This window comes from Yersinia massiliensis CCUG 53443 (genome assembly GCF_000312485.1).
Lineage (GTDB): Bacteria > Pseudomonadota > Gammaproteobacteria > Enterobacterales > Enterobacteriaceae > Yersinia > Yersinia massiliensis.
In genome coordinates this window covers 1,269,861-1,295,960 of the sequence record NZ_HE997643.1, presented here as the reverse complement: position 1 = coordinate 1,295,960, position 26,100 = coordinate 1,269,861, and the positions used below count along the sequence as shown (strand labels likewise).

Sequence of the window (26,100 nt, the reverse complement as noted above, 5' to 3'; positions counted from 1 at the left end):
GCTTTAATAACGTGGGATTGCGGTGCCCCAATTTCGCCAATCTTTCGGCTCTTCGGGGTTAAGCAAGAAGTGTTGATTGACGTTGGCTTTCGGTGCCAGAGGCGTGGTAGGTGGCGTTGCGAAGGCAATACCGCCTCGAATGAATTGCTGGAAGGTGCCACTTTTCACGACACCACCCGTTAAGCCAAATTCAAGGTTATAGCCTGATGCCAGCCAGAAGACCGTATTTTGGCGCACCAACTGCTGGAACTTCTGGCTAATGCGCAGAGAAACTTGCACCCGATCAGACATCGCCCCTAAATTGAACCCTGTCACTGTGCCGACTTCCAACCCACGGAATAACACTGGTGTGCCAACCTGCAACGATCCCGCTTCTGCCGTATCAAGAATAATGCTCAAGCCATCGAGATAACGCGAATCGGTGATGGTCGCGGTTTGTAGCTCAAAGGTACGCAAAGTGTTGCCTTTACCCGGTTCCACATTGATGTAGGGCTGGAACAGGGTATCGAGATTATTCACCCCTGCGGCGGAGATCTCCGGCGAGACAATGGCGAAGCGACTACCGGCACGGGCGAAGTTCTGCACATATTCAGGATAGAGCACGGCTTTTGCCAAGACCTCATTGCGTTCCGGTATCAGTTTGAGCGACTCAACCTGACCTATATTGATACCCAGATAACGAATAGGCATGCCCGCAGCCAGTTTGCTTGCATCAAAGGTACGTAATGTAATCTGGCTACCGACGGCTCGCGCGGCGGTTTCGTTACTATAAAGGGTGCGTTTAGCCCCTTTATCCAACGTGACCCCCTCGAGATTATCAAAGCTGATGGCACCCTTGAGTGCTCTATTGAGTGGCGATGCTTGTACAGTCAAACCGCTGCCGTTCAGTTGCACTTTTGCCCCCCCTTCAGCCCAGAAGATACTCTTATCAGTGAGTAGCTTGCGATACGCGGGCTGAATGTAAACATCTACTTCAAACTCATTGGCTTTTGGTCTGATATCGGTAATCTCGCCCACCTGAAACTTGCGATACAGCACGACGGAACCGGTCTGGACATCAGGCAAACTGTTAGCTGTTAATGTCAGGGTGGTGGCAGGGGCGTTACCCAAAATGCCGTCAGTCGCCTTAGCAATGCTGCTATACAGGGGATACTTATTCAGCGGCTCGCCTTTTCCTCCTGGAAGTATCAGGATGCCGCCATCAATCCACTCTTGCGCGCTGGCGCCTTGAATGTCGATGCCATCAATGCCGAATTTCACATCAAGGCGGCTGTTCACCACAAATTTCGTGTCTTTATGCACAAGATCTCGGTATTTCGCTTCAATCGCGGCAGTGAAATCAACGCCCGTAGCCGATAGCTCGCGCGTCAGAATTTGACCAATTTTAATGCCATGCAGTGAAATGGGTTGCCCGACATCAATGCCATAACTTTGTGGCGCAGTGAGTTGCAGCTCTAGCACATTGGGTTGCTGTAAAAGGCTTTTACTGCTCGGCAGCACGGTAAAGTGTTTTTGCGGCTCACCTTCACCGGGAATAAGTTCGAGAGTATTACCGGTCAACAACTCACTGAGTTTGGCATCATTCAGACTAATCCGCGGGCTGTTCATTTCGATGCGGCTACCGGTTCGCATCAAATCGACCACGGAAGGGTCAATGGTCAGCTCACCGGTGACTTTGCTGTCCGGTTGAAGCGTCATTTTAGTTAACGTACCCACTTGTAAGCCTTGATAAATCAGCGGTGTTCGCCCCTCACTTAGACTGTTTCCACTGGGAAGGTCTAAGGTAACTGCCACGCCACGTTGGCTGTGTGCTAAATCAGGATAAAGCTGGAATGGCTGGTCTGGTTTTGCATCTTGGCTGTTTTGCGGTGAGTCAAAGGCAATCGCACCATTGACCAGTGCCGCCAGACTTTCCATTTGAACCGATGCGCCACTGAGGCTGAAATCACCTTTAAAGCCGGAGACATTCCAGAAGCGCGTATCGTTTTTGACCAACTTGGCGAAGCGACGATCGATCAGGACATCAATCACTACGCCGTTGTTATCGGGGGCAATATTGTAATCGTAAACCTTACCCACCGGAATTTTACGGTAATAAACCAGTGAGCCGTTATTGAGTGAACCTAAATCAGGGGCATGGAGATGAACCATCAACTCACCGGTATTCATGCGGAATTTAGGTTGGGTATCCAGTGCTGTAAAGTGGCTTTGCGGTTTACCTTCGCCCGGCATCATCCCGATATAATTCCCACCGACTAACGCATCTAAGCCAGAAACACCGGCCAAAGAGGCTTTCGGTGTGACAAGCCAAAACTGCGTACCTTCGCGCAGCGAGTCTTCCATATCATTCTTGATGCTGGCGGTGACTTTAATATTGCGTAGGTCATCATCGAGACTAATGGATTGCACCATCCCTACCTCGACACCTTGATAACGAATGGGAGTGCGACCCGCCACAATGCCAGCAGCAGATTGGAAATCAATGGTGACTTCTGTGCCACGCTCTTGCCAGTTGTTATAAACCAGCCAACCCGCAATCAGTAGGGCAATAAAGGGCAGCAACCAGAAAGGCGATATCCGGCGTTTATGTTTAACTTGTGCCTCAGTCGGTGTACTCGGCGTTTCCTGTTGCATGTGCATCCCAAATCAATCGGCTATCTAGCCATTCGACAGCAAGAATAGTCAAAATGACCGCAGACCCAAAATAAAAGGCTGCTGGCCCCATAGTGAAGGAAAGGAGCTGATCGCGATTAATCAGCGACATCATTAACGCAATAACAAAGAGATCCAGCATCGACCATCGGCCAATCCAAGTAATCAGCCGTAGCAAGCGCATACGGGTTTTTAAACTGTGCTGTGTCTTGAAATGAATACTCAGCAGTAATGTGATGAGAACAATGATTTTGGTAAATGGCACCAGCACACTGGCAATAAAGACCACAGCGGCGATGGGCAGATTGCCCGATGAAGCCAAAGAAACGACGCCGGAGAAAATAGTATCTTCCATGCGCGTACCGTTGGCATAAACAATTGATATAGGTAATAGGTTAGCAGGCAACAGCAGCACTATCGAGGCGATTAGCGCCGCCCAAGTTTTTTGAATGCTGTGGCGTCGGCGATGGCGTAACGGGGTATGGCAACGTGGGCAACGGCCTTGTTCGTCAGGATGACCGGTGTAATGGCATGATAAGCAGATGCGTAATGTTTCTCGTGGGCCTGGGGGCTGCTCTTGTGGATAGAACCGCTCCCATAGCTGTTCCAGATTCAGGTGCACCAGTGTCAAAATACTCAGCAAGGTGAGTGCTAAATACGCTATCAATCCACCACCAGGCATCACATCAGCGTATTCCTTGACCTTGATACAGGCTACGGCCATCCCGATGAGATAAATGTCCAGCATGACCCACTCTTTGAGTCGTTCTAGCATCAGCAAGACAGGGCGTAGATTCATGCCAATCCGGCTGCCGATGCGCAGATAGAGAATGGATGCAGTGAGGGTGATGGGTGCGCCGAGAATGCAGAAGGCCACCATGCTGGCGGTAATCGGGTCGCCCTGACGACTCATTTGCCAGATACCCTCTAGCAGACTGGCATCAATTCGTGTACCCAGCAGGCGAATAGAAATCAATGGCGCGGTGAACGCGAATGGCATGAGCAAAAGCATGGCGACAGCCATAGCCGTGAGACGTGTCAGTGACCAATCGCGGCCGCTGGCAATCTTTGCACTGCAACGCGGACAATACGCTGTTTGCAGGCCATTAAGTGGCGGCAACGTAAACAGTGCATCGCATTCGCAGCATCGCTGTACCCGAGCGGTGGAGAGCGGCCGTTGAATGGCATGTACCTTCATATATAAGACCCTAACACCGACACCGGTTTATAAAGAATAGCGCGGATGTTAGCAGAGCAATGAGTCAAAACAAGGGGCAAAACGGGCCAAATCATCAATATTGATAACTCATTTTCTTTGTTAATGCTGAATAACCTTGTGGCAAAGGGCATTTAGTGATTATTTTATATAAGCCAAGCATAATCATTTCCGCTGGCTATTCTTAGGTTTCTAACGGTCATTAAATGAAAAAAGCAGAATTCTACGCGGAATTAAAACGTGACATGAGTTCCCTGATTGCAGGTGAAACCCATTTTATTGCAACCTTGGCGAACGTCAGTGCTTTACTGTATGAGCGCTTAGAAGGGCTAAATTGGGCCGGTTTTTACTTGATTGATGGCAAAGAGTTAGTTCTTGGGCCATTTCAGGGGAAAATCGCCTGTGTGCGTATTCCAATCGGTAAAGGTGTATGTGGAACGGCTGTGGCAGAAAATCGCGTTCAGCGAGTCGCAGATGTGCATGCATTTCCTGGCCATATCGCTTGTGACGCTGCAAGTAATGCTGAAATTGTGCTCCCCATTGTGGTAAAGGGCGAAATTATCGGCGTTTTGGATATCGACAGCATTGTTTATGATCGTTTTGATGAAGATGACGAATTGGGCTTAACCTCAGTTGTGGCGCGGCTTTGTGAGCATCTTGAACTCTGCGACAGTGCGAAATATGTCACACAGACTGCAAGTTGATATACGGATAACGTGGCAATTGCTGATGGCGTCATTATAATGACGCCTGTTCATGCCTGCGCTGGTTGGCAAACCCGTTGTAATCAGGAAATTTCATGGAAAATCAACCTAAGTTGAACAGTAGTAAAGAAGTCATAGCCTTTTTGGCTGAGCGGTTCCCGCTTTGCTTCACCGCCGAAGGCGAAGCACGTCCACTTAAGATCGGTATTTTTCAAGATCTGGTCGAACGTGTTCAGGGGGAAGAGAATTTAAGCAAAACGCAATTGCGTTCTGCGCTGCGTCTCTACACCTCAAGCTGGCGTTATCTTTATGGGGTCAAAGTCGGTGCTGAACGTGTTGATCTGGACGGCAACCCTTGTGGTGTGCTGGAAGAGCAACATGTCGAACATGCCCGCAAACAGCTCGAAGAGGCGAAAGCCCGTGTTCAGGCACAACGTGCTGAACAACAAGCTAAAAAGCGCGAAGCTGCCATTGCTGCGGGTGAAACTCCAGAGCCGCCACGTCGCCCACGTCCGGCAGGTAAAAAACCTGCGCCGCGTCGTGAAGCGGGTGCTGCTGTGGAAAACCGCAAGCCTCGTCAGTCACCTCGCCCACAACAGGCTCGGCCACCTCGTCAACAGGCCGAGGAAAACCAGCCACGCCCTGTGCCGGTCACAGATATCTCTAAACTGCAAATTGGTCAAGAAATCAAAGTCAGAGCAGGTAAGAGCGCGATGGATGCAACCGTATTAGAAATCGCTAAAGATGGCGTACGGGTGCAGCTATCTTCCGGTCTGGCGATGATTGTACGCGCAGAACACTTGCAGTTCTGATACGGAGGCCAACCTAGGCATGAACAAATTTGTCAGACTAACAGCAATCGCAGGCTTGTTACTGGCGGGGGCGAGTTACGCGGCCGATACGACAACGTATCGTATCGACCAAATTCCTCAACTGCGTCAGGAACCTGAGCATGCAACCGTGAGTGAGCGCGTAACATCGCGCTTCACTCGCTCTCACTATCGCCAGTTTGCGCTAGACGATCAGTTTTCAGCCAAAATATTTGATCGCTTTCTCAACATGTTGGATTACAGCCACAACGTGTTGTTAGCATCAGATGTAGCCCAGTTCGCGGATAAAAAAAATTCGCTGGACGATGAGTTAAAATCCGGCCAGTTAGACACGCCTTTCGCGTTATTCAATTTGGCGCAAAAACGTCGCTTTGAACGCTATCAATATGCATTATCAGTATTAGACCGTCCTATGGTCTTTACTGGCAATGACACGATTGATATTGATCGTGGTAAAGCGCCTTGGCCAACCAGCGAAGCGGAGCTGAATAAGCTTTGGGACGCAAAAGTTAAGTACGATCAGCTTAATTTGAAGCTTACCGGTAAAACGGATAAAGAAATCAAAGAAACGCTGACTAAACGCTATCAAGCAGCGATTAAGCGTTTGACGCAAAGTAACAGCGAAGATGTCTTCCAACTGATTATGAATGCGTTTGCTCACGAGATTGACCCTCATACTAACTACCTGTCTCCTCGTAATACCGAACAGTTCAATACCGAAATGAGCCTGTCACTAGAAGGTATCGGTGCTGTTCTGCAAATGGATGATGATTACACTTTAATCAACTCCATGGTACCGGGTGGCCCTGCAGCGAAAAGTAAGACTATCGCCGTCGGTGATCGGGTGATTGGTGTGGGTCAAGCGGGCAAACCAATGGTCGATGTGATTGGTTGGCGTCTAGATGATGTTGTCGCGCTAATCAAAGGGCCAAAAGGCAGTAAAGTGCGGTTGGAGATTTTACCTGCGGGTAAAGGGACCAAACCGCGTACAGTCACACTGACCCGTGAGCGAATTCGTCTGGAAGACCGTGCGGTGAAAATGTCGGTGAAAACCATCGGCAAAGAGCGTGTCGGCGTTCTGGACATTCCCGGCTTCTATGTTGGCTTGACTGAAGACGTTAAGGTGCAGCTACAGAAGTTGGAAAAAGAGAATGTCAGTAGCATTATCATTGACTTGCGTAGCAATGGCGGTGGGGCGTTAACCGAAGCTGTGTCGCTTTCCGGTCTATTCATCCCAAGTGGCCCTGTCGTTCAGGTTCGGGATAATAACGGCAAAGTGCGTGAAGACAGTGATACTGACGGCATTGTTTACTACAAAGGTCCGCTGGTGGTCTTGGTTGACCGCTATAGTGCTTCGGCTTCTGAAATCTTCGCGGCTGCCATGCAAGACTATGGTCGCGCGCTGATTGTCGGTGAACCGACCTTTGGTAAAGGTACCGTTCAGCAGTATCGCTCGCTGAATCGTATTTACGATCAGATGCTGCGCCCTGAATGGCCCGCACTGGGGTCACTGCAATACACTATCCAGAAATTCTATCGGGTAGATGGGGGCAGTACTCAGCGTAAAGGGGTTACTCCTGACATCGTGATGCCAACGGGTGTCGATCCGGCTGAAACCGGCGAAAGCTTCGAAGATAACGCTTTGCCTTGGGATAGCATTAATGCTGCCAGCTACATCAAGACGGGCGATTTGAAACCGTTTGAGCCTGAATTGCTAAAAAATCATACGGCACGTATCGCTGCCGACCCTGAATTCCAGCATATTCAGCAAGATATTGAACGTTATAAAGCGCTGAAAGAGAAGCGCAACATTGTCTCTCTCAATTACGCTCAACGTGAAAAAGAGAACCATGATGACGATGCAAGACGCTTAGAACGCTTAAACGAGCGCTTTAAACGTGAAGGTAAAAAGCCACTGAAGTCATTGGATGATTTGCCAAAAGACTATCAAGAGCCAGACCCTTATCTTGATGAAACGGTCCATATTGCCTTGGATCTTGCCCATACAGAGAAAGCGCAACCGCAGACTCAACCGGCAACACCGGCGGCGAAAGCAACCGCGGCAAAGTAATTTTGTGATGGTTCTGATGAGTCCGGGTTCGAGAGAGCCCGGATTTTTTTTATTTCTTTTCGGCGCGTGATCTACCGATTGTCGAAAAAGTAGCAAAATATGTAATGAAAAGTATCCAAATTTGTAAAGTTGTGTTGATTTACTCTCTTAGAACTTAACAAACCTTGAAAATTTATCAGATGCCCATACGATCAGCGTATCTCAGTGATTAATTGCTGAGTCATCATTCAAGTCTATGGCAATTTGATTCATGACCAAGTTGACCAATACTGATGTGGCTCAACACAGTGTCGATTGATTAAAATTATCGATTCAACATAAATAAGGAAATAAATTTTTATGATGCGTATCGCTCTGTTCCTTCTCACCAACTTGGCCGTTATGTTGGTGTTCGGGTTGGTGCTAAGCCTGACAGGTATTCAGTCCAGCAGCGTGCAGGGGCTGATGATCATGGCCGGCCTATTTGGTTTCGGCGGCGCATTCGTTTCGTTGCTGATGTCCAAATGGATGGCATTGCGTTCAGTCGGTGGTGAAGTTATTGAACAGCCACGTAATGAAACAGAACGTTGGTTGCTAGAAACTGTTCGTCGGCAATCTCAGCAGGCAGGTATTGCCATGCCGCAAGTTGCCATTTATCAAGCGCCAGACATCAACGCCTTTGCAACGGGTGCACGTCGTGATGCATCCCTGGTGGCTGTGAGTACTGGCCTATTGCAGAATATGAGTCGTGATGAGGCTGAGGCCGTTATTGCGCATGAAATTAGCCACGTGGCAAATGGTGACATGGTCACCATGACGTTGATCCAAGGGATTGTGAATACATTTGTGATCTTCATTTCACGTTTGATTGCGCAAGTCGCAGCCGGATTCCTCTCAGGTGATCGTGATAATGAAGGGAGCAGCGCGGGTAACCCAATGGTTTACTTTGCCGTTTCAATGGTATTGGAACTTGTGTTTGGTATTCTCGCCAGCATTATCACCATGTGGTTCTCACGTCATCGTGAATTCCATGCTGATGCGGGCTCCGCAAAACTGGTTGGGCGTGAAAAGATGATCGCGGCATTACAGCGGTTGAAAACCAGCTATGAGCCACAAGAAGCGGGCAACCTAATGGCATTTTGTATCAATGGGAAGTCTAAAACCTTCAGCGAATTGTTTATGTCGCATCCGCCATTGGATAAGCGTATTGAAGCGTTGCGTTCTGGTCAGTACCTGAAGTAACTGTCAGCACCTGAATTGCCTAAAAAACCCCGCTAACATTTGCGGGGTTTTTTATTATCGAAGCCACCAAAACAGTGTTAACTCCGCTTTTGACTGACGCGTAATAGACTGACTAATGCGGCGATACTGGCGAAACAGCCTGCCAAAATGAGTGATGCATGCGTCCCATTTGTTGAGAAGAGATTAAACATTAATGCGACCAATGCGGCTCCAGAGGTTTGCCCCAGTAAGCGGGCAGTGCCTAACATGCCGCTGGCACCACCACTACGGTTTTGTGGCGCGGCAGAGATTATCGTGTGGTTGTTTGGCGACTGGAACAATCCAAATCCGGCACCGCACAGCATCATGCGCCAGATAATGTCCAAATCAGTCGGATTTTGAGGCAAGAGGGCCAACAGGAATAGACCGCTGGCGAAAACGGCCAAACCAATCCCACCCAATAACCCTGCGTGATACCGTTCAACCAATCGCCCAGCGATAGGTGCGACAACCATCGTCGCTAAGGGCCAAGGGGTCAGCAATAAACCTGTTGCGACTTCATCACGTCCTAGCACGCTTTGTAAGAAGAAAGGGAGCGCCACCATCGCCAACATTTGGGCAGCAAAAGAACAAATCGAGGTGCCTATCGAAAGCGCGAAAATAGGAATGCGCAATAAATCAACTGGCAACAGCGGAAACGGTTGGCTGAGCTGGCGGCGAACAAAGAAGAAGCCAATGACCAGTAGTGCGATAATTTCAGCCGCAATCACAGTTGCACTTTGGCCTTGAGCAAAGCCACTAATGGCAATGATCAGCAAACCAAATGTCAGGGCATTCATAATAGAGCTATTGAAATCGAAGCGGTTACCATTGCTCTTCGTATTATTTGCCGGTAGGTATTTCATCCCCAGCCCCCACGCCAGCAGCCCAATGGGAACGTTAATGGCGAATAACCACTGCCAGGAGGCAACGGCTAACACCGCAGAAGCAATAGTAGGGCCTGCAGCGGCAGAGACAGCCACAATGACCGAATTAATACCAATACCTCGCCCGAGCTGCGCGCGTGGATAAATGATGCGAATCAACGCGGTATTGACGCTCATTAACGCAGCCGCACCGAATCCTTGCAGCACGCGGGCAAATGTCAGCGTCCATAATGAGTCGGAAAGGGCGCAGAACAGAGACGTAATACTGAATACCAGCAAACCGGCTTGATAGACACGACGGTAGCCAATAATGTCACCCAGCGAGGCCATTGATAGCAAAGATATAGTGATGGCTAGTTGATAGGCATTGACGACCCATATGGATGTAGCGGGGCTGGCGTTGAGATCGCGGGCTATGGTCGGCAAAGCGACGTTGGCGATAGTACCATCGAGAACCGCAATGGTGATGCCCAAAGCGATAACGGCTATCGCGGCGTAGCGCTGAGGAACCGGCAAGCCGTCGGCGACAGGAGCAGTCATAAGAATTCGTCTATAAAATAGCCTTAAGTGAAGTATTCATATGCTAACTAGTATTGCGAATGAATGCATCCTCGCCAGAGAGCTATTTTCAAATATCAATGTTATATTTTGTCTCTCTTAGCAAATTAACAGCATGATAACACCTGTAATTTGCAATAATCAGTAAAAATAGAACTGCGATCACGGAAAAATGAAACATCGTTTCTATAATATGAGATAGTATTAGCCGAACAGGTTAGCCTGCGGGCAAAATTTTAATTCTCTGACGATTTAAGGACTTTCCGGATGGCCAAAGGTAAACAAATCCCCCTGACATTTGAAACTTATCAGGATGCCTCTACCGGTGCACAAGTGACACGTCTGACGCCTCCTGATGTGACTTGCCACCGTAACTATTTCTATCAAAAGTGTTTCACCCGTGATGGCAGCAAGTTGTTGTTCGGTGGCGCTTTTGATGGCCCATGGAACTACTATTTGCTGGATCTGAACACGCAGGTGGCAACGCAGTTGACTGAAGGGCGTGGCGACAATACCTTTGGTGGTTTCCTGTCACCTGAAGATGATGCACTGTTTTATGTGAAAGATGGCCGCAATCTAATGCGTGTATCTCTTGATACGTTGGAAGAGCGTGCCGTTTATCAAGTACCAGAAGAATGGGTCGGTTACGGTACTTGGGTCGCCAACTCTGATTGCACGAAGTTAGTGGGTATTGAGATAAAACGTGAAGATTGGCAGCCACTGACTGACTGGAAAAAATTCCACGAGTTCTACTTCACTAAGCCGTGTTGCCGACTCATGCGTGTTGATCTGAAAACCGGTGAATCAACCGTGATTTTGCAGGAAAATCAATGGTTAGGTCACCCAATTTATCGTCCTTACGACGATAATACCGTTGCATTCTGCCATGAAGGGCCGCACGATTTGGTTGACGCCCGTATGTGGTTGATCAACGAAGACGGCAGCAACATGCGTAAAGTGAAGACTCATGCGGAAGGCGAAAGCTGCACCCACGAATTCTGGGTACCAGATGGTTCTGCCTTAGTGTATGTTTCTTACCTGAAAAGCAGCCCAGATCGCTTTATCTACAGCGTAGACCCTGAAACACTGGAGAATCGTCAATTAACCAAGATGCCAGCTTGTTCTCATTTGATGAGCAACTACGACGGTACTTTGTTGGTTGGTGATGGTTCAGATGCGCCAGTCGACGTCCAGGACGACAGTGGATACAAGATTGAAAACGATCCGTTCTTGTATGTTTTCAACATGAAAAATGGTACTCAGCATCGTGTGGCTCGCCACGATACTTCGTGGAAAGTCTTTGAAGGTGATCGCCAAGTCACGCATCCACATCCTTCATTTACACCTGATGATAAACAAATTCTGTTTACCTCGGATGTCCACGGCAAACCAGCACTATATTTGGCCACTTTGCCTGAATCTGTCTGGCAATAGTTAAATTATGCACTAGCCTCTTTCATGGAAAGAGGCTAATTTGCTGTCTGCAAGGCTTTTATCCGATTATTCACATTGGTTTATTGCACACTCTTGTGACTTCCCTTTATAATAAAACCACTGTTCTATTTTTTTTAAAACATATCGTTTTACGAAACGCAGAATATTGAGTAGGGTAACTAAAAAATGGCTATTGCAGATCTAGATAAACAGCCCGACTCTGTGTCGTCGGTTCTGAAAGTTTTTGGCATCTTACAAGCTTTGGGTGAAGAGCGGGAAATAGGTATTACCGAACTTTCTCAGCGTGTAATGATGCCTAAGAGTACAGTTTACCGATTTCTCCAGACCATGAAATCTCTGGGGTATGTTGCACAGGAAGGCGAATCAGAGAAGTATTCCCTGACATTGAAGTTATTTGAGTTAGGGGCTAAAGCGTTACAGAATGTTGATTTGATTCGTAGCGCGGATATACAAATGCGTGAACTCTCTAATGAAACTCGTGAAACTATTCACTTGGGTGCATTGGATGAAGATAGCATTGTTTATATCCATAAAATTGATTCTATGTATAACCTACGGATGCATTCGCGCATTGGTCGCCGTAATCCGTTGCACAGCACAGCTATCGGCAAAGTACTTTTGGCGTGGCGCGATCGTGGTGAAGTAGAAGAAATCTTATCTCATATCGAATTCACGCGTAGCACTAAATACACACTTGATGGCCCAGCAGCATTGCTACCAGTGTTAGATCGCGTGCGTGAGCAAGGTTTCGGCGAAGATATCGAAGAACAAGAAGAAGGTTTGCGGTGTATCGCTGTGCCTGTGTTCGACCGTTTCGGTGTTGTGATTGCGGGGTTAAGTATTTCATACCCAACGCTGCGTTTCTCGGAAGAGAACAAGGCTCATATTGTTAAGTTATTGCATCGTGCAGCGCGTAATATTTCCGAACAGATGGGCTATCGCGATTATCCTTTCTGATTGAATCGATAAATAGGGTAAATACCGTATAATTATTGGATGTTTTAATTAGCTGTTAATTATAACTATTTATCCCTTTCATACTAGACGGCTCCTTTAATTTGGGGCCGTTTTTATTGATACTGGCCCAGTGATAGACACGAGTGAAGTAAAAAACGAAGACAATCATATGGATACGTAAGATATGAGCAGGTAGTAGGTAGATGTTGCCCCGCACCAGCAGCCCATCTAGATAGCCTGTGAAACCATTGATGATCCTGATAGTCATTTTTTGTGTACATATTTATGACTAAAACACTAATATTAGTGCTAAGTATTATTGGAGATTACTCATCATTATTTAATTATATTGTTTAGCGGTCATTTAATTTAGTTGGGTCACTATAGCCGTGCTTAATCATATTTTAGGGAGAAGAATAGTGACGGAGTTATTAAGCATGAGAATGGTATTTGGTGCGGGTCTGTTACTACTATTGGCCGGGTGTAGCAGCACGCAAACTCACCAGCCACATAAATTGATCGACCGTGGTGATTATAAGATTGATACCAACCATCCTTCGGTGGCTCAAAATGAGCGAGTGCGTTTTTTGGTCCTACACTATACCGCCATGGATGACGCGGGATCGCTAAAAGTGCTGACCGAGGGAAATGTCAGTGCGCATTATTTAGTAAAAACACACCCTGATAATGTCGATGGGAAACCAGTGGTACTGCAATTGGTTCCTGAAGAAAAAAGAGCTTGGCATGCAGGCGTGAGCGATTGGCAAGGGCGTAATAGCCTCAATGATACTTCGATAGGTATCGAAATCGTCAATAAGGGCTTCACTGAGAAGATGTTAGGGCGTACCTGGTACCCTTATAACGAATCACAGATTGAATTGATTGAGCACCTCACTAAGGACATCGTAGAGCGCTATGACATTGCACCGACAGCTGTTGTTGCTCATAGCGATATCGCCCCCCTCAGAAAATCCGATCCTGGTCCATTATTTCCTTGGAAACGGTTGGCGGAAAAAGGTGTTGGTGCTTGGCCAGATGATGTAACTGTCAGTCAATATCTTAATGGCAGAAATAAAAGCGATTTGGGTTCGGTACCCATTATTCAGAAAGCACTGGCCAAGTATGGCTATAAAATTCCACAGAGTGGCATATTGGATGAAGAGACCCGCCAGGTTATCATTGCCTTCCAAATGCATTTCAGAGCACAAGATTTCAGTGGCACTCCGGACGCTGAAACGGAAGCTATCGCTCAGGCACTGGTCGAGAAATATCGTTCCTAAGCGTGATTGGTTATCCAAGCAAAAACGTTGCTATAACGTGAGCTCAATAGATTGGGTGAACGGCCCAAATTAACGTTAAAAAGCCAGTCATAGATGACTGGCTTTATTTTTATCAGGGTGTACATCACCTTTTATTGATGAGCTAAATCACTGTCATCGTCACTGTTCAGGATGTCTTTATTGGTTTGTTTCATCAGTTGGCTGGTCACAGTACCTGCCGTCATTGAACCACTCACGTTCAACGCAGTTCGGCCCATATCAATCAATGGCTCAACAGAAATCAGCAAGGCAACCAATGTGACAGGTAAGCCCATTGCTGGCAGGACAATCAATGCAGCAAAAGTCGCACCGCCGCCCACACCGGCAACACCGGCTGAACTGATGGTGACGATACCGACTAAGGTTGCAATCCATATTGGATCCAGCGGGTTGATCCCAACGGTCGGCGCTACCATCACCGCCAACATCGCGGGGTAGAGACCCGCACAGCCATTTTGTCCAATGGTGGCACCAAAGGAAGCTGAGAAGCTGGCAATGGAGTCAGGGACACCTAAGCGGCGGGTTTGTGCTTCAACATTTAATGGGATACTGGCGGCGCTTGAACGGCTGGTAAAGGCAAAGGTCAACACCGGCCAGACTTTACGGAAGAATTTCAACGGATTGATACCGGTGAAAGACAACAATACGCCATGGACCACAAACATAATGGCCAACCCCAGATAAGAGGCTACGACAAAACTACCCAACTTGATAATGTCTTGGATGTTTGAACCAGCAACCACTTTGGTCATTAATGCCAACACACCGTAGGGGGTCAGTTTCATCACCAAGCGCACTAATTTCATGACCCAAGCTTGCAGGGTATCGATAGCCGCCAAGACTCGCTGACCTTTCGCCACATCATCTTTAAGCAACTGCAATGATGCGATACCCAGTAAGGTCGCAAAAATAACAACACTGATGATTGAGGTTGGGTTTGCACCGGTCAAATCAGCAAACGGATTTTTTGGGATAAAGGACAGAATTAACTGAGGTACGGTTAAGTCAGTGACTTTGCCCAAATAGTTGCTTTCGATGGCACTTTAAACGCGCTGTCTCCTGTGTGCCTTGAATGAGACCATCAGCGGTTAAACCAAACAGATTGGTGACGAACACACCAACCAGCGCGGCAATTAATGTTGTGAAAAGCAATGTGCCAATCGTTAGCACACTGATTTTGCCCAATGAAGAGGCGTTATGCAGTTTAGCGACCGCACTCAGAATCGAGGCGAAGACCAGCGGCATGACGATCATTTGCAGTAACTGCACATAACCATTACCGACGATATTAAACCAAGTAATGGACTCTTTAAGCACCGGATTATCTGCGCCATAGACCCATTGTAAGCCCAGACCAAATAGCACACCCAATGCTAAACCAACCAAGACCTTCTTAGACAGGCTCCATTGTTTATGGCGGCTTTGTGCCAAGAGTAATAGCAGTGCGACAAATACCAGCACATTAATCACAAGCGGTAGGTTCATCCCCAAATCTCCAGATTATTATTATGAATGCAAACTTCGTTATTCATTTCTACTTCCGATAGAATCTCGCCAACACAATTAATTTCATCAACAAAAGCAATCTCATCAATAAAAGCAATCAAGCAATCTCACCAAGTAGAATCAATTGAGTCATCAGCCGCATATGGTAGCAGCCTCATAATCACTCACTTATATCCAAAAAGAATTTTATATAAGTTTTTGCCATTATTTGTATGCAATGCATTCAGATTGGTGATTGTTTGTGCATTAAAGTGTGATCACAATCGAAAATTTTTCAATTGCTCCATATAGGATAGCAGTGGAATGGTGGTGTCAGTTTGCCAATAGACGGAAAAGCAAACGAATAGCACACAGAGTACCCGCTCTAATTGATTCCCTTTTTGTGGGCGCAGTAGCGGAATACAGAAACGCCAACGGCAAGGCCAAAGTAACGGTACCCCGGCGGGGGTGATCATATCTGCCACTATATGACTGAAGTAACCAATAATCATGGCATGAAATGCATCTGCGGGAATAATCCAATCTCGCGATATATCCATTTGGAATAGCGCAATCCCCCCAATAACAGCCAACAGACTATGGGTGAATCCACGATGGCCAAAGGCCCTCGCAATGGGCGTTGAGATCCATTTTAACCGTTGACCAAGGATAGACTTAGGATGGTCAATATCGGGCAGCAGGGAAGTTAGCAGGGCACCGGGTATCAGGTGCCACCAATCGCCATGTGCCAGTTCCGGTGTAAGACCGACTTTTTTGGCTAAAATAACGCAGGCGACAGAAAAAATAAGGTGTCCTTCCCCTGTCATACATGAATTCCGAGTTTGTAGCTGTTGATTTATCCAGTATATGAGATTTGCTTTGGTAAGGATAGCCGTGACGCTGTAACTAAATGTCTCTTTTTTCAGTTTGAGGACGGGAGTCTAGCGCATGTATCCAAGTAAGAGATATTCGGTGATGAACTGAAACAAGGAACTATAAGTAAAAAAAAGGGAAAAATGACCGGGTGTCATTTTTCCCTAAGTAATACGGTATAGGCATAATTAACAAATAATGATGAGGGCACTCATAACGATACAACTACTTATTACATAGACAACTTACACGCACAATTAGAAGCTGTACTGCACACCAACACGGAAACGAGTTTGACGTTCGTCCGTAGTTTTGCTGCCAGCGACGTTACCGATAGCAACATATGGCTTCCAGTTTTTATCCCATTTGTAGGCAACTTTCACATCATGACTCCATTCGTCTTTTTTCTTATTAGACAGAATTTCATCTTCAGACTTCTTGTAGTTCAACTCGTATTCAGCGGAATAACTTTTCAAGAAGTTGTAAGCAAACAGCATGGTGAACTCGTGGCCTTTCTCATCAGATTTAGTCTGAGAAGGTTGGTTACGCTTGTAATACGGGCGATAACGCAGTGATGTTGAGAAGTCATCGTTGAAGGACACTTTACCGCGCAGGTAAGGGCGGTAGTTGTTTGAATCGGAAGATGACTCTAATGAGAAACCAGGCTCAAGTTGGAACATCTTATTAAACTGATAAACATAGCTGGCAACAACTTCGGTGCCATTACTGACTTGCTCGTTAAACGGTTTGTTTGGTGTAGTGTCAGAGCTGTGCTGGCCCCATTTTCCTTCTAAAGATAAGCCGAAGCCATTGGCAAAACGGTTGGAGATCAGTAAGCGGTCTTTATGATCAGACTTACTGGTGTCTTTCATTTCGTGCCGATAGTCAATTGTTGTTGCAACAGAACTAAAGCTGATAACAGATGCCACTGCTAATGTAATGAGTTTAAATTTCATTTTTTTATATAATCCCAGGGTTATGGTTATTTAAAACAACAATTATTAACAAACTTATAAAGCTCAACATACGATTAAAAAACAATTCCACAATCAAAGAAACAACGTTTCACTTATTGTGGATACACATTCTATTTATATTTGTAATTAATTGTGTGATCTAGATCTTTGTTGATGATTAATTTTATAATCAGGTATTAATTTGTGATGCTGATCTAATTGACTGATATTTTATGGTTTATAAACAAAACAACCCCGCCAAATTAATGGCAGGGCTTAAGTTTACTTGAGTTAAATAACTTTAATGATTACCGCATAGCGCGTTTTAAAATACGGTCGCCTTGCTTATTAAAGTATTCTGCAGATTCCTGAACTGATTTCTGACCATAATCGATATATTGAATCGCATCGCGGAACAGAGAAACAATTTGTGGATCATCAAAGTATGGTGATGTTTTCATTTCATGTGGAAGTTCCAACGCCATATTCAAACCAGCAACAGATGGATCTTCATCTTTAATAACACCGCTGGCACGAAGTTGAGTCACCGCCGCTGCGCTCAGCGGTACACCACGTTCCAGACCCATCGCCTCAATCCCTTCTTTGCTGTTTAGCAGGAAGTTAATCAGGATGGCGCTTTCCTCTGGATGTTTAGTTGATTTACCGATAGAAAGCATTTGAGCAGGTTTAAAGAACAGACCGGCATCTTTCGCATCTGGCAACATCGGATAAGGGCCAAGGACCAATTTTGCTGGTTTAGTCAGGTTATCGGAATATTTAGTAATGGTGGAGTTCCACATATAAGTGCCACCCCATTCACCGTTAATCCACGGCTTCATTTCGTACATATTACTTTTGCCGAATGAAGCATAGTATTTGGTTGATGGCATAACATGGCTATCGACCATTTTCTTATACATTGTAAAGAACTCAACCCACTGTTCTGGTGTATAAGCAAATTTCTTATTAGCTTCGTCGATCGTAGGAATATTGTATTTTTGTGTCATATAAGAGCGAATCAATGCCAGTGTATCCTGATGCTCTAATACGACAGGGTAATATTGGTCACCCAGTTTTTCTTGGAATACTTTACCTGCGTTCAGCAATTCGTCCCAAGTTTTCGGATATTCCAAACCTGATTTAGCCCATGTCGCGTCGTTGAAGTAGAAAATACGCGCAGTGACTGAAATTGGAATACCATTCAATTTGCCATTAACGGTGGTCTGTTGCAGTTCTTTAGGATCAAATTGAGTCAAATCTAATTGTTTTGATACTTTATTCAAATCAAAAAAGCCAGTGCCGTCTTTAGAGAAGATTGGCAACCAGTTCCAGTTGGTTTGCATAACATCAGGTTCAGTCCCACCGGCGATTTGAGTCGTCAGACGAGAAAGGTGACCATCCCAACCGGTGTATTCAGCTTTTACATTAATATTTGGGTGCAGTTTGTGGAATTCTTCCAGAGCTTTAAGCGTCATTTGATGACGACCATTGCCCCCCCACCATGACATACGCAAGTTAACGTCATCCTGTGCAAAAGCCTGGTGTGACAATAAAGCCAGAGTGGATGCTATTAGCGTGTGTAGGATCGCTTTTTTCATTAGGTACTGCTCCTGTTAAAGAGAGATATTTTTTTCTGTTTTTGCATCAAAGATATGGCATTTATCCATATCAAACTGGAAGTACACGGTGCGATGCAGGCCGTTTTCAATAATTGGCCGTGCTTCATCAGACGGTAAGCGACAAGTCAATTCGAAGTCGTCGACTTTGATATACATGAAGAATTCATGGCCCATGTTTTCCATGCGGACTAATTCGCCTTGAGAATGGTTATTAGCCATTGGCTCAGTTGACATGCGAATGAATTCTGGACGGACACCAAAGAACACTTTTTCACCAGCAAAGGCAGCGACTTTAGCTTGTTGTTTCTCATTCAGAGCCAGTGTGTATTGGCCGACGGTTAGGCCAATTTGGCCATCTTTTTCTACCAACGTGCTCGGTTTGATATTCATTTCCGGCGCGCCGATAAAACCGGCAACAAACATATTGGTTGGGTAGTGATAAAGATTATCTGGGGTATCCACTTGCATGATATGGCCCAGCTTCATGACGCAGATTCGATCGCCCATGGTCATGGCTTCCGTCTGGTCATGCGTAACGTAAACAGTAGTTGCCGCTTTTCCGCTCTTTTTCAGTTGCTTATGCAAATCAGAGATACGGATACGCATTGACGCACGCAGCTTGGCATCCAAGTTTGATAAAGGCTCGTCGAACAAAAACACATCTGGTTTTTTCACAATCGCACGGCCTACGGCGACACGCTGTGCTTGACCACCGGACAACTGACGCGGCAGACGGTCCAACAAATCTTCCAGTTCTAGAATTTTTGCTGCTTCGGCAACTTGTGTTTCAATTTGATCTTTTGGCAACTTGCTCAGCTTAAGACCAAAGGCCAAGTTTTCTTTAACAGTCATATGCGGGTATAACGCATAGTTTTGGAACACCATGGCAATGCCACGTGATTTCGGAGCCAGATTATTGACGACGCGGTCACCAATTCGGACTTCACCATCACTGATGGTTTCCAAACCTGCCAACATACGCAGGGTAGTGGATTTAGCACAGCCAGATGGACCAACAATCACCATAAACTCGCCATCATGGATCTTCAGATCAATGCCATGAACCGCGCGGAAACCGTTGGAGTAAACTTTGCCTAATTTGTTGAAAATGACTTCAGCCATGATAAATCCTCTATTAACCTTTAATTCCGCTGCTGGTTACGCCTTGAACGAAGTAGCGTTGTGCCAGGAAGAAAACAATGATGGACGGCAGAATGGAGATACTTGCCATTGCCAGAATTTCGTTCCACGGTGCGCCTTCGGTGACGTCAATTGACATCTTAAGAGCCAGCGCTATCGGGTATTTATCTACGCTGTAGACATAAATCAATGGACCGATAAAGTCGTTCATTGACCACATGAACTGGAACAGTGCGACGGAAATAATGGCCGGTTTCAGAATTGGCACGACCACATACCACAACACCTGAAGGGAGTTACAACCGTCGATTTGTGCGGCTTCTTCCATATCACGCGGTACACCACGCAGGAACTGAACCAGCATGAAGACGAAGAACCCTTGGGTCGCGAAGGCCGTCGGCAAATAAAGTGGTAAGTAACTATTCAGCATGCCCATTTCGCGGAACATGATGTATTGAGGAATCAACAACACAGTACTTGGCAGCAACATGGTGGTAATCAATGTTGCGAACCAGAATTTCTTCCATGGAATCTCAAAGCGTGCGAAACCATAAGCCACGATAGTGGAAGAGATAATGGTCAAAATGACTTTCGGGATAACAAACTTAAAGGTGTTAAGCATGTAATGACCGAAATTATATTCAGTACCGGTTTTCCAACCATTAACGAAACCATCACGGGTTGCGTTTTCTGGCCATAATCCTAATGTGGTGAAAATCTCATTATTAGGTTTAAATGCTGCAGAGAACATCCACAACAATGGATAAAGCATCATCAGGCCGACAATAATCAAGATGATATAACGGAAAGCTGCACTGACTTTTGCTTTGCGTAGTGTGCGGTTAATTTCCGCATCAGCAAGTTCCTGCGCCAGAGCTAATTTCTTCTGGTTGGAATTATGTTGTACGTCAGTCATTTTTTCCTCCTTTATCGGCGGAGTAGAAGACCCAATATTTAGATGATTTAAATGCAATTGAAGCGAAGAGGGCAACGACTAGGAATAATACCCAAGCCAGCGCAGCACCGTATCCCATATCAAAGTATTTAAACGCTGTATCGTAGATATAGAGCGAGAATAAATAGGTGTAATGAGTCGGTCCACCGTCTGTAATAACGTATGGCGCGGTAAATTCTTGGAATGCCTGCGTCGTTTGCATAATAAAGTTAAAGAAAATAACCGGCGTGATCAGAGGCACGGTAACTTTCATGAACATTTGCCACTTAGAGGCACCATCAATCATGGCTGCTTCATATTGTGATTGCGGTACGTTCTGCAGTGCAGCCAGGAAGATAACCATGGCAGAACCAAACTGCCAAACACGCAGTAAAGTCACGGATGTCAGCGCCAGTGCTGGTTCCCCCAGCCAGTTAATGGCGTCAAATCCAAACACGCCGATAAAGCTGTTTAGCAGGCCATCAATGGCAAAGAGAGCACGCCATAATACGGCAATTGCAACGCTACTGCCGAGGATCGATGGAATATAGAAAGCAGTACGGAAAAGACCAATACCACGTAATTTAAAGTTCAGTACAAAAGCAATCCCCAGAGCAAATGCAAGTTTTAAAGGAATAGTCAGAAAAACATAGGCGAATGTCACGCCCATGGATTTCCAGAATAAATCATCTTCAAGAAACATATGACGATAATTCTCAATCCCGTTAAATACAGGAGGATTCATTAAGTCATACTCAGTAAAACTGAGAAAGAAAGATGATACAAAGGGGAAAGCCGTAAATATTATCAACCCGAGTATATAAGGTGATAAATAGGCTAACCCCAGCATTCTGTTTTCATTCATAATGCTTACCTATTTTTAATAACATGAAAGATAAATAAAATTACTGATTCAAAAGCGTCGGATAAATAAAGTCGATATCGTACAAGGTGCGGCTTTCCCCGTTCACCCGATAATCTCCATGGATGTAACCACCGTTGGTAATAAATTGAGGCATTGCCGTAGACTTATTTTGTTTTGCGGCAATTAAGGTTAATAATGCTAATGCAATCGGATTGTCGATTCGTAGATAACGGTGTTGAGCCGATTCGACAAACAGGCCGCGGTGGTAATGTTGCGTAAATAGGTTGTCGCCAATTTGCCATGCTAACTCGAATAAATGAGGACATTGGCAATATTCTGCCAGCTCGGTTAAGGCGATCAGCAAATAGGGTGTAGCTTTAGGTTTTTGGCCATTCATTAATGCCGCTTGGCGTTTTGGTTTATTCAATTCTGCCAGTTGCCAGCGGTGCAGTAACACGCCAATCAGATCCAGTAATTCTTCATCTTCACTCAAACGCCAAGCTCGTACCAAAGGCAACAGATAATCGACCTCTAATGGGAATGGCGAAATAACAGTCCCTTTTGCGCCGTAGTAACCATCACGTTGCAGGACATAACCGCTCATGTCTTGCCCATCATTCCAGAACGGGCGCAATGTGTTGGTCTCAACGTCATAAGCAAAGCGATAGTAATTTTTCAGGCCGTCAATCACCCATTCGAGCACTTCTGCATCAGGCTGTTGTTGCAGAATATCAAGCATGGCCAGGGGGTTATCAATTAGCAGTGGCCGCATGTCTCTGAATAGCACGTTGGCTTCACGAGCTATTTCACCAAATTCAGGGCCAAACTGACGCTTAGCACGGTCGCCATACCAAGATTGAGTCTGGTTATCATCGTCAGGTATCGGCCGACGCTGTTGCGGGGAACTAAACTGATAAACGGGCAAGCCTGTTTCAGGATTGCGGGCTAAAACATATTGGCGATAAAGATGTTTACCCCATGCGGCTGCGGCAATATCACCGGTGTACTGAGCATATTTATAGGCTGCATAAATCAGGTCAGTGCCAGCGTTTACAAAGGTTAATCCTTTGGTTTCGGGTAGGCGAGGTAAGTCGGCAGGGTGGACCACGTCGTGACGTGCATGGGTGAACACATGTGGGTCACGTTGTTTGTCATAACTGCCATGACGGCCCAGATCCAGAGATTGCCAATCTTCTACGTGTGCATGCCAAAAACCCTGCAAGAAGTTGAGTGTTTTTTCACGATCAATGGAAACCAACAAGTCATAATAAGGCAAATGGTGCTTTAGCTCGTGGACCTGCGCTTTTGATTCTGGCCCTTCGGTTTTCAACGAATCCAAATTCAGGAAACGATGCCCACCCCAATAAAATAATCCGCTCTGCTCATGCACACCACGTTGCATGAAATAGTGACTTTGTGCCCGCGCTTGTTGCTGATATTGCGGATCCTGAGTGACTAGGCTGAGCGCATCTAAGGTTCGCAACCAGTTTTGCTGACTGGCAAAATTAGATATTGGCGTATTCTGTCCATCAGGGAACGCCCAAACGACAGGTTGATGTGTTAGAACATCAAAACCATCAGCCATTAATGGAGTTGGATTTTGAGTGCTGTGGCCAACAGACTGCACTAAATCAACATGGCTGCGGATAGCGCTAAGCCAGTTAATCATCATTGCGTCGCTGTTTTTTGTGTTGCCTGCAAACTTCATCACCTTAACCCCATCGTAGAGACATCTGAGCGGAACCGGTTTTAGGTTCCTTATAAAAAGAAACATCGTTTCAATCCATTATATTTGTATTTTCTGGCGAGTCATTGGGCGAATGACAAAAGTGTGATCGAAGTCGGAACGTTGTTTTGAATTTTTTATGTTTGTACTTTTGGCAGGATGTACTGAATGATCTTATTTGTTAACTAGTTGATAAATAAGTAATAAAAAAGGCACAACAGGAGTTGTGCCTTTTAGTCATGTTGAGTCAAGATGTCAGTACTACCAAAGAAAATCACCTTTAACTCAAATTAGCCATGATTGACAAATTAGCGAGCTAACCAGCCACCATCAACTGCGATAGTGTAGCCGCTGATATAGTCAGAAGCTTTAGATGCCAAGAAGACCACTGGGCCTTTCAAGTCATCAGGTAAGCCCCAACGGCCAGCAGGGATACGGTCAAGGATCTCTTTGCTACGCTCTTCATCTTTACGTAACTGCTGAGTATTGTTTGTCGCCATATAACCAGGGGCAACAGCGTTCACGTTGATACCATGTTTTGCCCACTCGTTAGCTAACAGACGGGTGACACCCATCACTGCGCTTTTCGATGCGGTATAAGATGGAACACGGATGCCACCTTGATAAGACAACATAGATGCAACGTTGATGATTTTGCCGCCATGACCCTGTTTGATGAATTGCTTGGCAACAGCCTGAGACATGAAGAACACCGTTTTAATATTAACGTTCATCACATCATCCCAGTCTTTTTCGCTGAAGTTGATCGCATCTTCGCGGCGGATGATGCCGGCGTTATTGACCAAAATATCGATTTGGCCAAATTCAGCGACAGCGCGCTCTAACAGAGCAGGGATGCCATCAATCTTGCTCAAGTCAGCCGTTAGGCTTAAAAAGCGGCGGCCCAATGCGGTTACTTTCTCAATGGTATCTTTTGGTTCAACAATGTTGATACCCACGATATCACAGCCAGCTTCGGCTAAACCGATCGCCATACCTTGGCCCAAACCTGTGTCACAGCCAGTAACCAGTGCAATTTTACCTTTCAATTCAAAGGAATCTAAAATCATAGCTAACGTCTCTCTCAAAGCGGGCAATGGTTTCCGCGATTTTTATATTAGGGAGAAAACCGCCCAAAGGACGGCTTTGGTTGGTAAAGCCTTTCTTTCAGAACAGCATCTTTAATGGGCAATAACCCAAGCCAGATAACGCGGCAGAATGAGAGATTGCACATGAAGTTGAAAATGTAGGCTGACAACCTGCGCAGGGTCTGACTTCTGACCGAGTGTTTCTTTTGATGTGATGATGATAGTGTTTGCGGGAAGTTAATTCAATAAAAATGAAATGATGTTTTATTATTTTTTGAGTGATGTCATGATTTTTGGATTAATAATGGCAAAACGGTGAAGATTACCCGTAGAATGAGCAGAATCCAGCTAAAAACTGTGACGAAGCTGCATCGAATCTATTTTGCATAATAATGAGGAGAAACAATGAAGATGTTCTTTATTAATGACGAAACGCCTTGGGAAGAGTTAGGCAATGGCATTAAGCGCAAAGTTATGACCTGGAGCGATGAGCTGATGATGGTCTGCGTTCACTTTGATAAAGGGGCCATTGGCACCGCGCACAAACATGATATTCATGACCAAATCGCTTATGTCGCCGCCGGTAGTTTTGAAGTCGAAATTGAAGGGCAGAAACGCATATTAAAAGCTGGGGATGCGTACCGAGCTGTGAAAAATGAGATGCACGGCGCTGTGTCACTGGAAGATAACAGTATTTTAATCGATACCTTTACGCCTAAACGGGATGATTTCCTCTAAAATCGATTCGGGCGGCTGTGTCGTTGGCGTAACCGCCCCTTATCGTTTAGACAGTATCAATACTGGGTTACGAAATATCTTCCTTTCTCAATTGCTCTAATGACTCTAATTGAATATCGGCCAATACCCAGCGCGGATCCGAGCGGTATTCTAGTGATGGAATCACAATTGAGCGCATACGTGCGGCTTTCGTCGCAATCATGCCATTGACTGAATCCTCTAGTGTGACGCATTGCATTGGGTCAACACCCAGATCGGAGGCCGCATTCAGATACACTTCTGGATGGGGTTTGCTGTAGGGCAGGTATTCAGCAGAGACTAAACAGTCGAAATAGTGCTCTACACCTAACATCGCCAAAACGCGTTTTTGCATATGTAATGGCGATGCTGATGCCAAACCAATTTTTAGCCCTTGCTGGCGGCAAAGGTCTAAAGCATATTCCACGCCTGGTAACACGGGATGCGTTTCTTCCACCAAATCAATGGCGCGCGCAATAATACGTTTACAGACTTCAGCCTGACTTGGCCCTTGCCAAGGCATGGTTTGGAACCAGAGTTTCACCACTAAATCGATACGTAAACCAAGCGTGTCGGGTAATGTATCCCGAGAAGACGTATCCAGCCCCAGCGCAGTGAAAACGTCAAGTTCAGCTTGTAGCCATAAAGGTTCCGAATCAATCAATAAGCCGTCCATATCGAAAATTGCGGCCTTAATTGGATGAGGGGTCGCCATTAGTCATCACTCCTGTTGGTTATTGTCTACTTGCTGAATACCTTATCATTAACAA

The 26,100-nt window shown here is 45.8% G+C and carries 20 protein-coding genes and 1 pseudogene; 8 read left to right on the top strand and 13 right to left on the bottom strand.

Translation table 11 applies throughout. The annotated features are described in order from the left end of the window. Positions 1 to 3: 3 nt before the first annotated feature. The gene (locus tag BN68_RS05770) at positions 4 to 2,634 is read right to left on the bottom strand and encodes a PqiB family protein (RefSeq protein WP_019210209.1); all 2,631 of its coding nucleotides are present in this window, start codon (positions 2,632 to 2,634) and stop codon (positions 4 to 6) included. Then, positions 2,603 to 3,850, bottom strand: coding sequence for a membrane integrity lipid transport subunit YebS (yebS, locus tag BN68_RS05765; RefSeq protein ID WP_019210208.1), 1,248 nt, complete (start codon positions 3,848 to 3,850; stop codon positions 2,603 to 2,605). The genes BN68_RS05770 and yebS overlap by 32 nt, the downstream gene beginning before the upstream one ends. A 224-nt stretch (positions 3,851 to 4,074) precedes the next feature. On the opposite strand from yebS, the gene BN68_RS05760 reads away from it, so the two are divergent. The 4 genes from BN68_RS05760 (at position 4,075) to htpX (ending at position 8,694) form a co-directional block, all read left to right on the top strand. Then, the gene (locus tag BN68_RS05760; RefSeq protein ID WP_019210207.1) at positions 4,075 to 4,572 is read left to right on the top strand and encodes a GAF domain-containing protein; all 498 of its coding nucleotides are present in this window, start codon (positions 4,075 to 4,077) and stop codon (positions 4,570 to 4,572) included. A gap of 95 nt (positions 4,573 to 4,667) precedes the next feature. After that, a complete protein-coding gene (gene proQ, locus BN68_RS05755) occupies positions 4,668 to 5,384 on the top strand; it encodes an RNA chaperone ProQ (protein ID WP_019210206.1) in 717 nt (238 codons plus the stop codon). A gap of 19 nt (positions 5,385 to 5,403) precedes the next feature. Continuing rightward, positions 5,404 to 7,473: a carboxy terminal-processing peptidase gene (prc, locus tag BN68_RS05750; protein ID WP_019210205.1), complete on the top strand. Its 2,070-nt coding sequence runs from the start codon at positions 5,404 to 5,406 to the stop codon at positions 7,471 to 7,473. 339 nt (positions 7,474 to 7,812) lie between these two features. Then, on the top strand, positions 7,813 to 8,694 hold the full coding sequence (gene htpX, locus BN68_RS05745; protein ID WP_019210204.1) for a protease HtpX: 882 nt from the start codon (positions 7,813 to 7,815) through the stop codon (positions 8,692 to 8,694). Positions 8,695 to 8,771: 77 nt separating this feature from the next. On the opposite strand, the gene BN68_RS05740 is transcribed toward htpX, so the two are convergent. Continuing rightward, a complete protein-coding gene (locus BN68_RS05740; RefSeq protein WP_019210203.1) occupies positions 8,772 to 10,139 on the bottom strand; it encodes an MFS transporter in 1,368 nt (455 codons plus the stop codon). A 285-nt stretch (positions 10,140 to 10,424) separates the two neighbouring features. On the opposite strand from BN68_RS05740, the gene ogl reads away from it, so the two are divergent. The 3 genes from ogl (at position 10,425) to BN68_RS05720 (ending at position 13,849) form a co-directional block, all read left to right on the top strand. Further along, entirely contained in the window at positions 10,425 to 11,591 is a 1,167-nt protein-coding gene (gene ogl / locus BN68_RS05735) for an oligogalacturonate lyase (protein WP_019210202.1), read from the top strand. Positions 11,592 to 11,777: 186 nt separating this feature from the next. Further along, complete coding sequence (gene kdgR / locus BN68_RS05730) at positions 11,778 to 12,569, top strand: DNA-binding transcriptional regulator KdgR (protein ID WP_019210201.1); 792 nt, start codon at positions 11,778 to 11,780, stop codon at positions 12,567 to 12,569. Between the two features lie 437 nt (positions 12,570 to 13,006). Then, on the top strand, positions 13,007 to 13,849 hold the full coding sequence (locus BN68_RS05720; RefSeq protein ID WP_019210200.1) for an N-acetylmuramoyl-L-alanine amidase: 843 nt from the start codon (positions 13,007 to 13,009) through the stop codon (positions 13,847 to 13,849). 131 nt (positions 13,850 to 13,980) lie between these two features. Here BN68_RS05720 and BN68_RS05715 read toward each other — a convergent pair. From BN68_RS05715 to kduD, 9 genes and pseudogenes are all read right to left on the bottom strand, one after another. Next, a pseudogene (locus BN68_RS05715) lies at positions 13,981 to 15,373 on the bottom strand (L-cystine transporter). Positions 15,374 to 15,651: 278 nt separating this feature from the next. Next, positions 15,652 to 16,200 (bottom strand): metal-dependent hydrolase, encoded by a 549-nt coding sequence (locus BN68_RS05710; RefSeq protein WP_019210198.1) that lies wholly within the window; start codon positions 16,198 to 16,200, stop codon positions 15,652 to 15,654. Between the two features lie 303 nt (positions 16,201 to 16,503). Next, the gene (locus BN68_RS05705; protein ID WP_019210197.1) at positions 16,504 to 17,202 is read right to left on the bottom strand and encodes an oligogalacturonate-specific porin KdgM family protein; all 699 of its coding nucleotides are present in this window, start codon (positions 17,200 to 17,202) and stop codon (positions 16,504 to 16,506) included. A 308-nt stretch (positions 17,203 to 17,510) separates the two neighbouring features. Further along, entirely contained in the window at positions 17,511 to 18,800 is a 1,290-nt protein-coding gene (locus tag BN68_RS05700; RefSeq protein ID WP_019210196.1) for an ABC transporter substrate-binding protein, read from the bottom strand. Positions 18,801 to 18,815: 15 nt separating this feature from the next. After that, positions 18,816 to 19,943: an ABC transporter ATP-binding protein gene (locus tag BN68_RS05695; RefSeq protein WP_019210195.1), complete on the bottom strand. Its 1,128-nt coding sequence runs from the start codon at positions 19,941 to 19,943 to the stop codon at positions 18,816 to 18,818. 13 nt (positions 19,944 to 19,956) lie between these two features. Further along, positions 19,957 to 20,877 (bottom strand): carbohydrate ABC transporter permease, encoded by a 921-nt coding sequence (locus BN68_RS05690; protein WP_019210194.1) that lies wholly within the window; start codon positions 20,875 to 20,877, stop codon positions 19,957 to 19,959. Continuing rightward, positions 20,870 to 21,760 (bottom strand): carbohydrate ABC transporter permease, encoded by an 891-nt coding sequence (locus tag BN68_RS05685; RefSeq protein ID WP_019210193.1) that lies wholly within the window; start codon positions 21,758 to 21,760, stop codon positions 20,870 to 20,872. Before BN68_RS05685 ends, BN68_RS05690 begins: the two co-directional genes overlap by 8 nt. Before the next feature lie 40 nt (positions 21,761 to 21,800). Continuing rightward, entirely contained in the window at positions 21,801 to 23,468 is a 1,668-nt protein-coding gene (locus BN68_RS05680; protein WP_042806410.1) for a pectate lyase, read from the bottom strand. Between the two features lie 326 nt (positions 23,469 to 23,794). Continuing rightward, positions 23,795 to 24,556, bottom strand: coding sequence for a 2-dehydro-3-deoxy-D-gluconate 5-dehydrogenase KduD (gene kduD / locus BN68_RS05675; protein WP_019210191.1), 762 nt, complete (start codon positions 24,554 to 24,556; stop codon positions 23,795 to 23,797). A 423-nt stretch (positions 24,557 to 24,979) separates the two neighbouring features. On the opposite strand from kduD, the gene BN68_RS05670 reads away from it, so the two are divergent. Continuing rightward, positions 24,980 to 25,312, top strand: coding sequence for a cupin domain-containing protein (locus BN68_RS05670; protein WP_019210190.1), 333 nt, complete (start codon positions 24,980 to 24,982; stop codon positions 25,310 to 25,312). A 67-nt stretch (positions 25,313 to 25,379) separates the two neighbouring features. Here BN68_RS05670 and hxpB read toward each other — a convergent pair whose 3' ends face one another. After that, positions 25,380 to 26,045, bottom strand: coding sequence for a hexitol phosphatase HxpB (gene hxpB / locus BN68_RS05665; RefSeq protein WP_019210189.1), 666 nt, complete (start codon positions 26,043 to 26,045; stop codon positions 25,380 to 25,382). Positions 26,046 to 26,100: the final 55 nt, after the last annotated feature.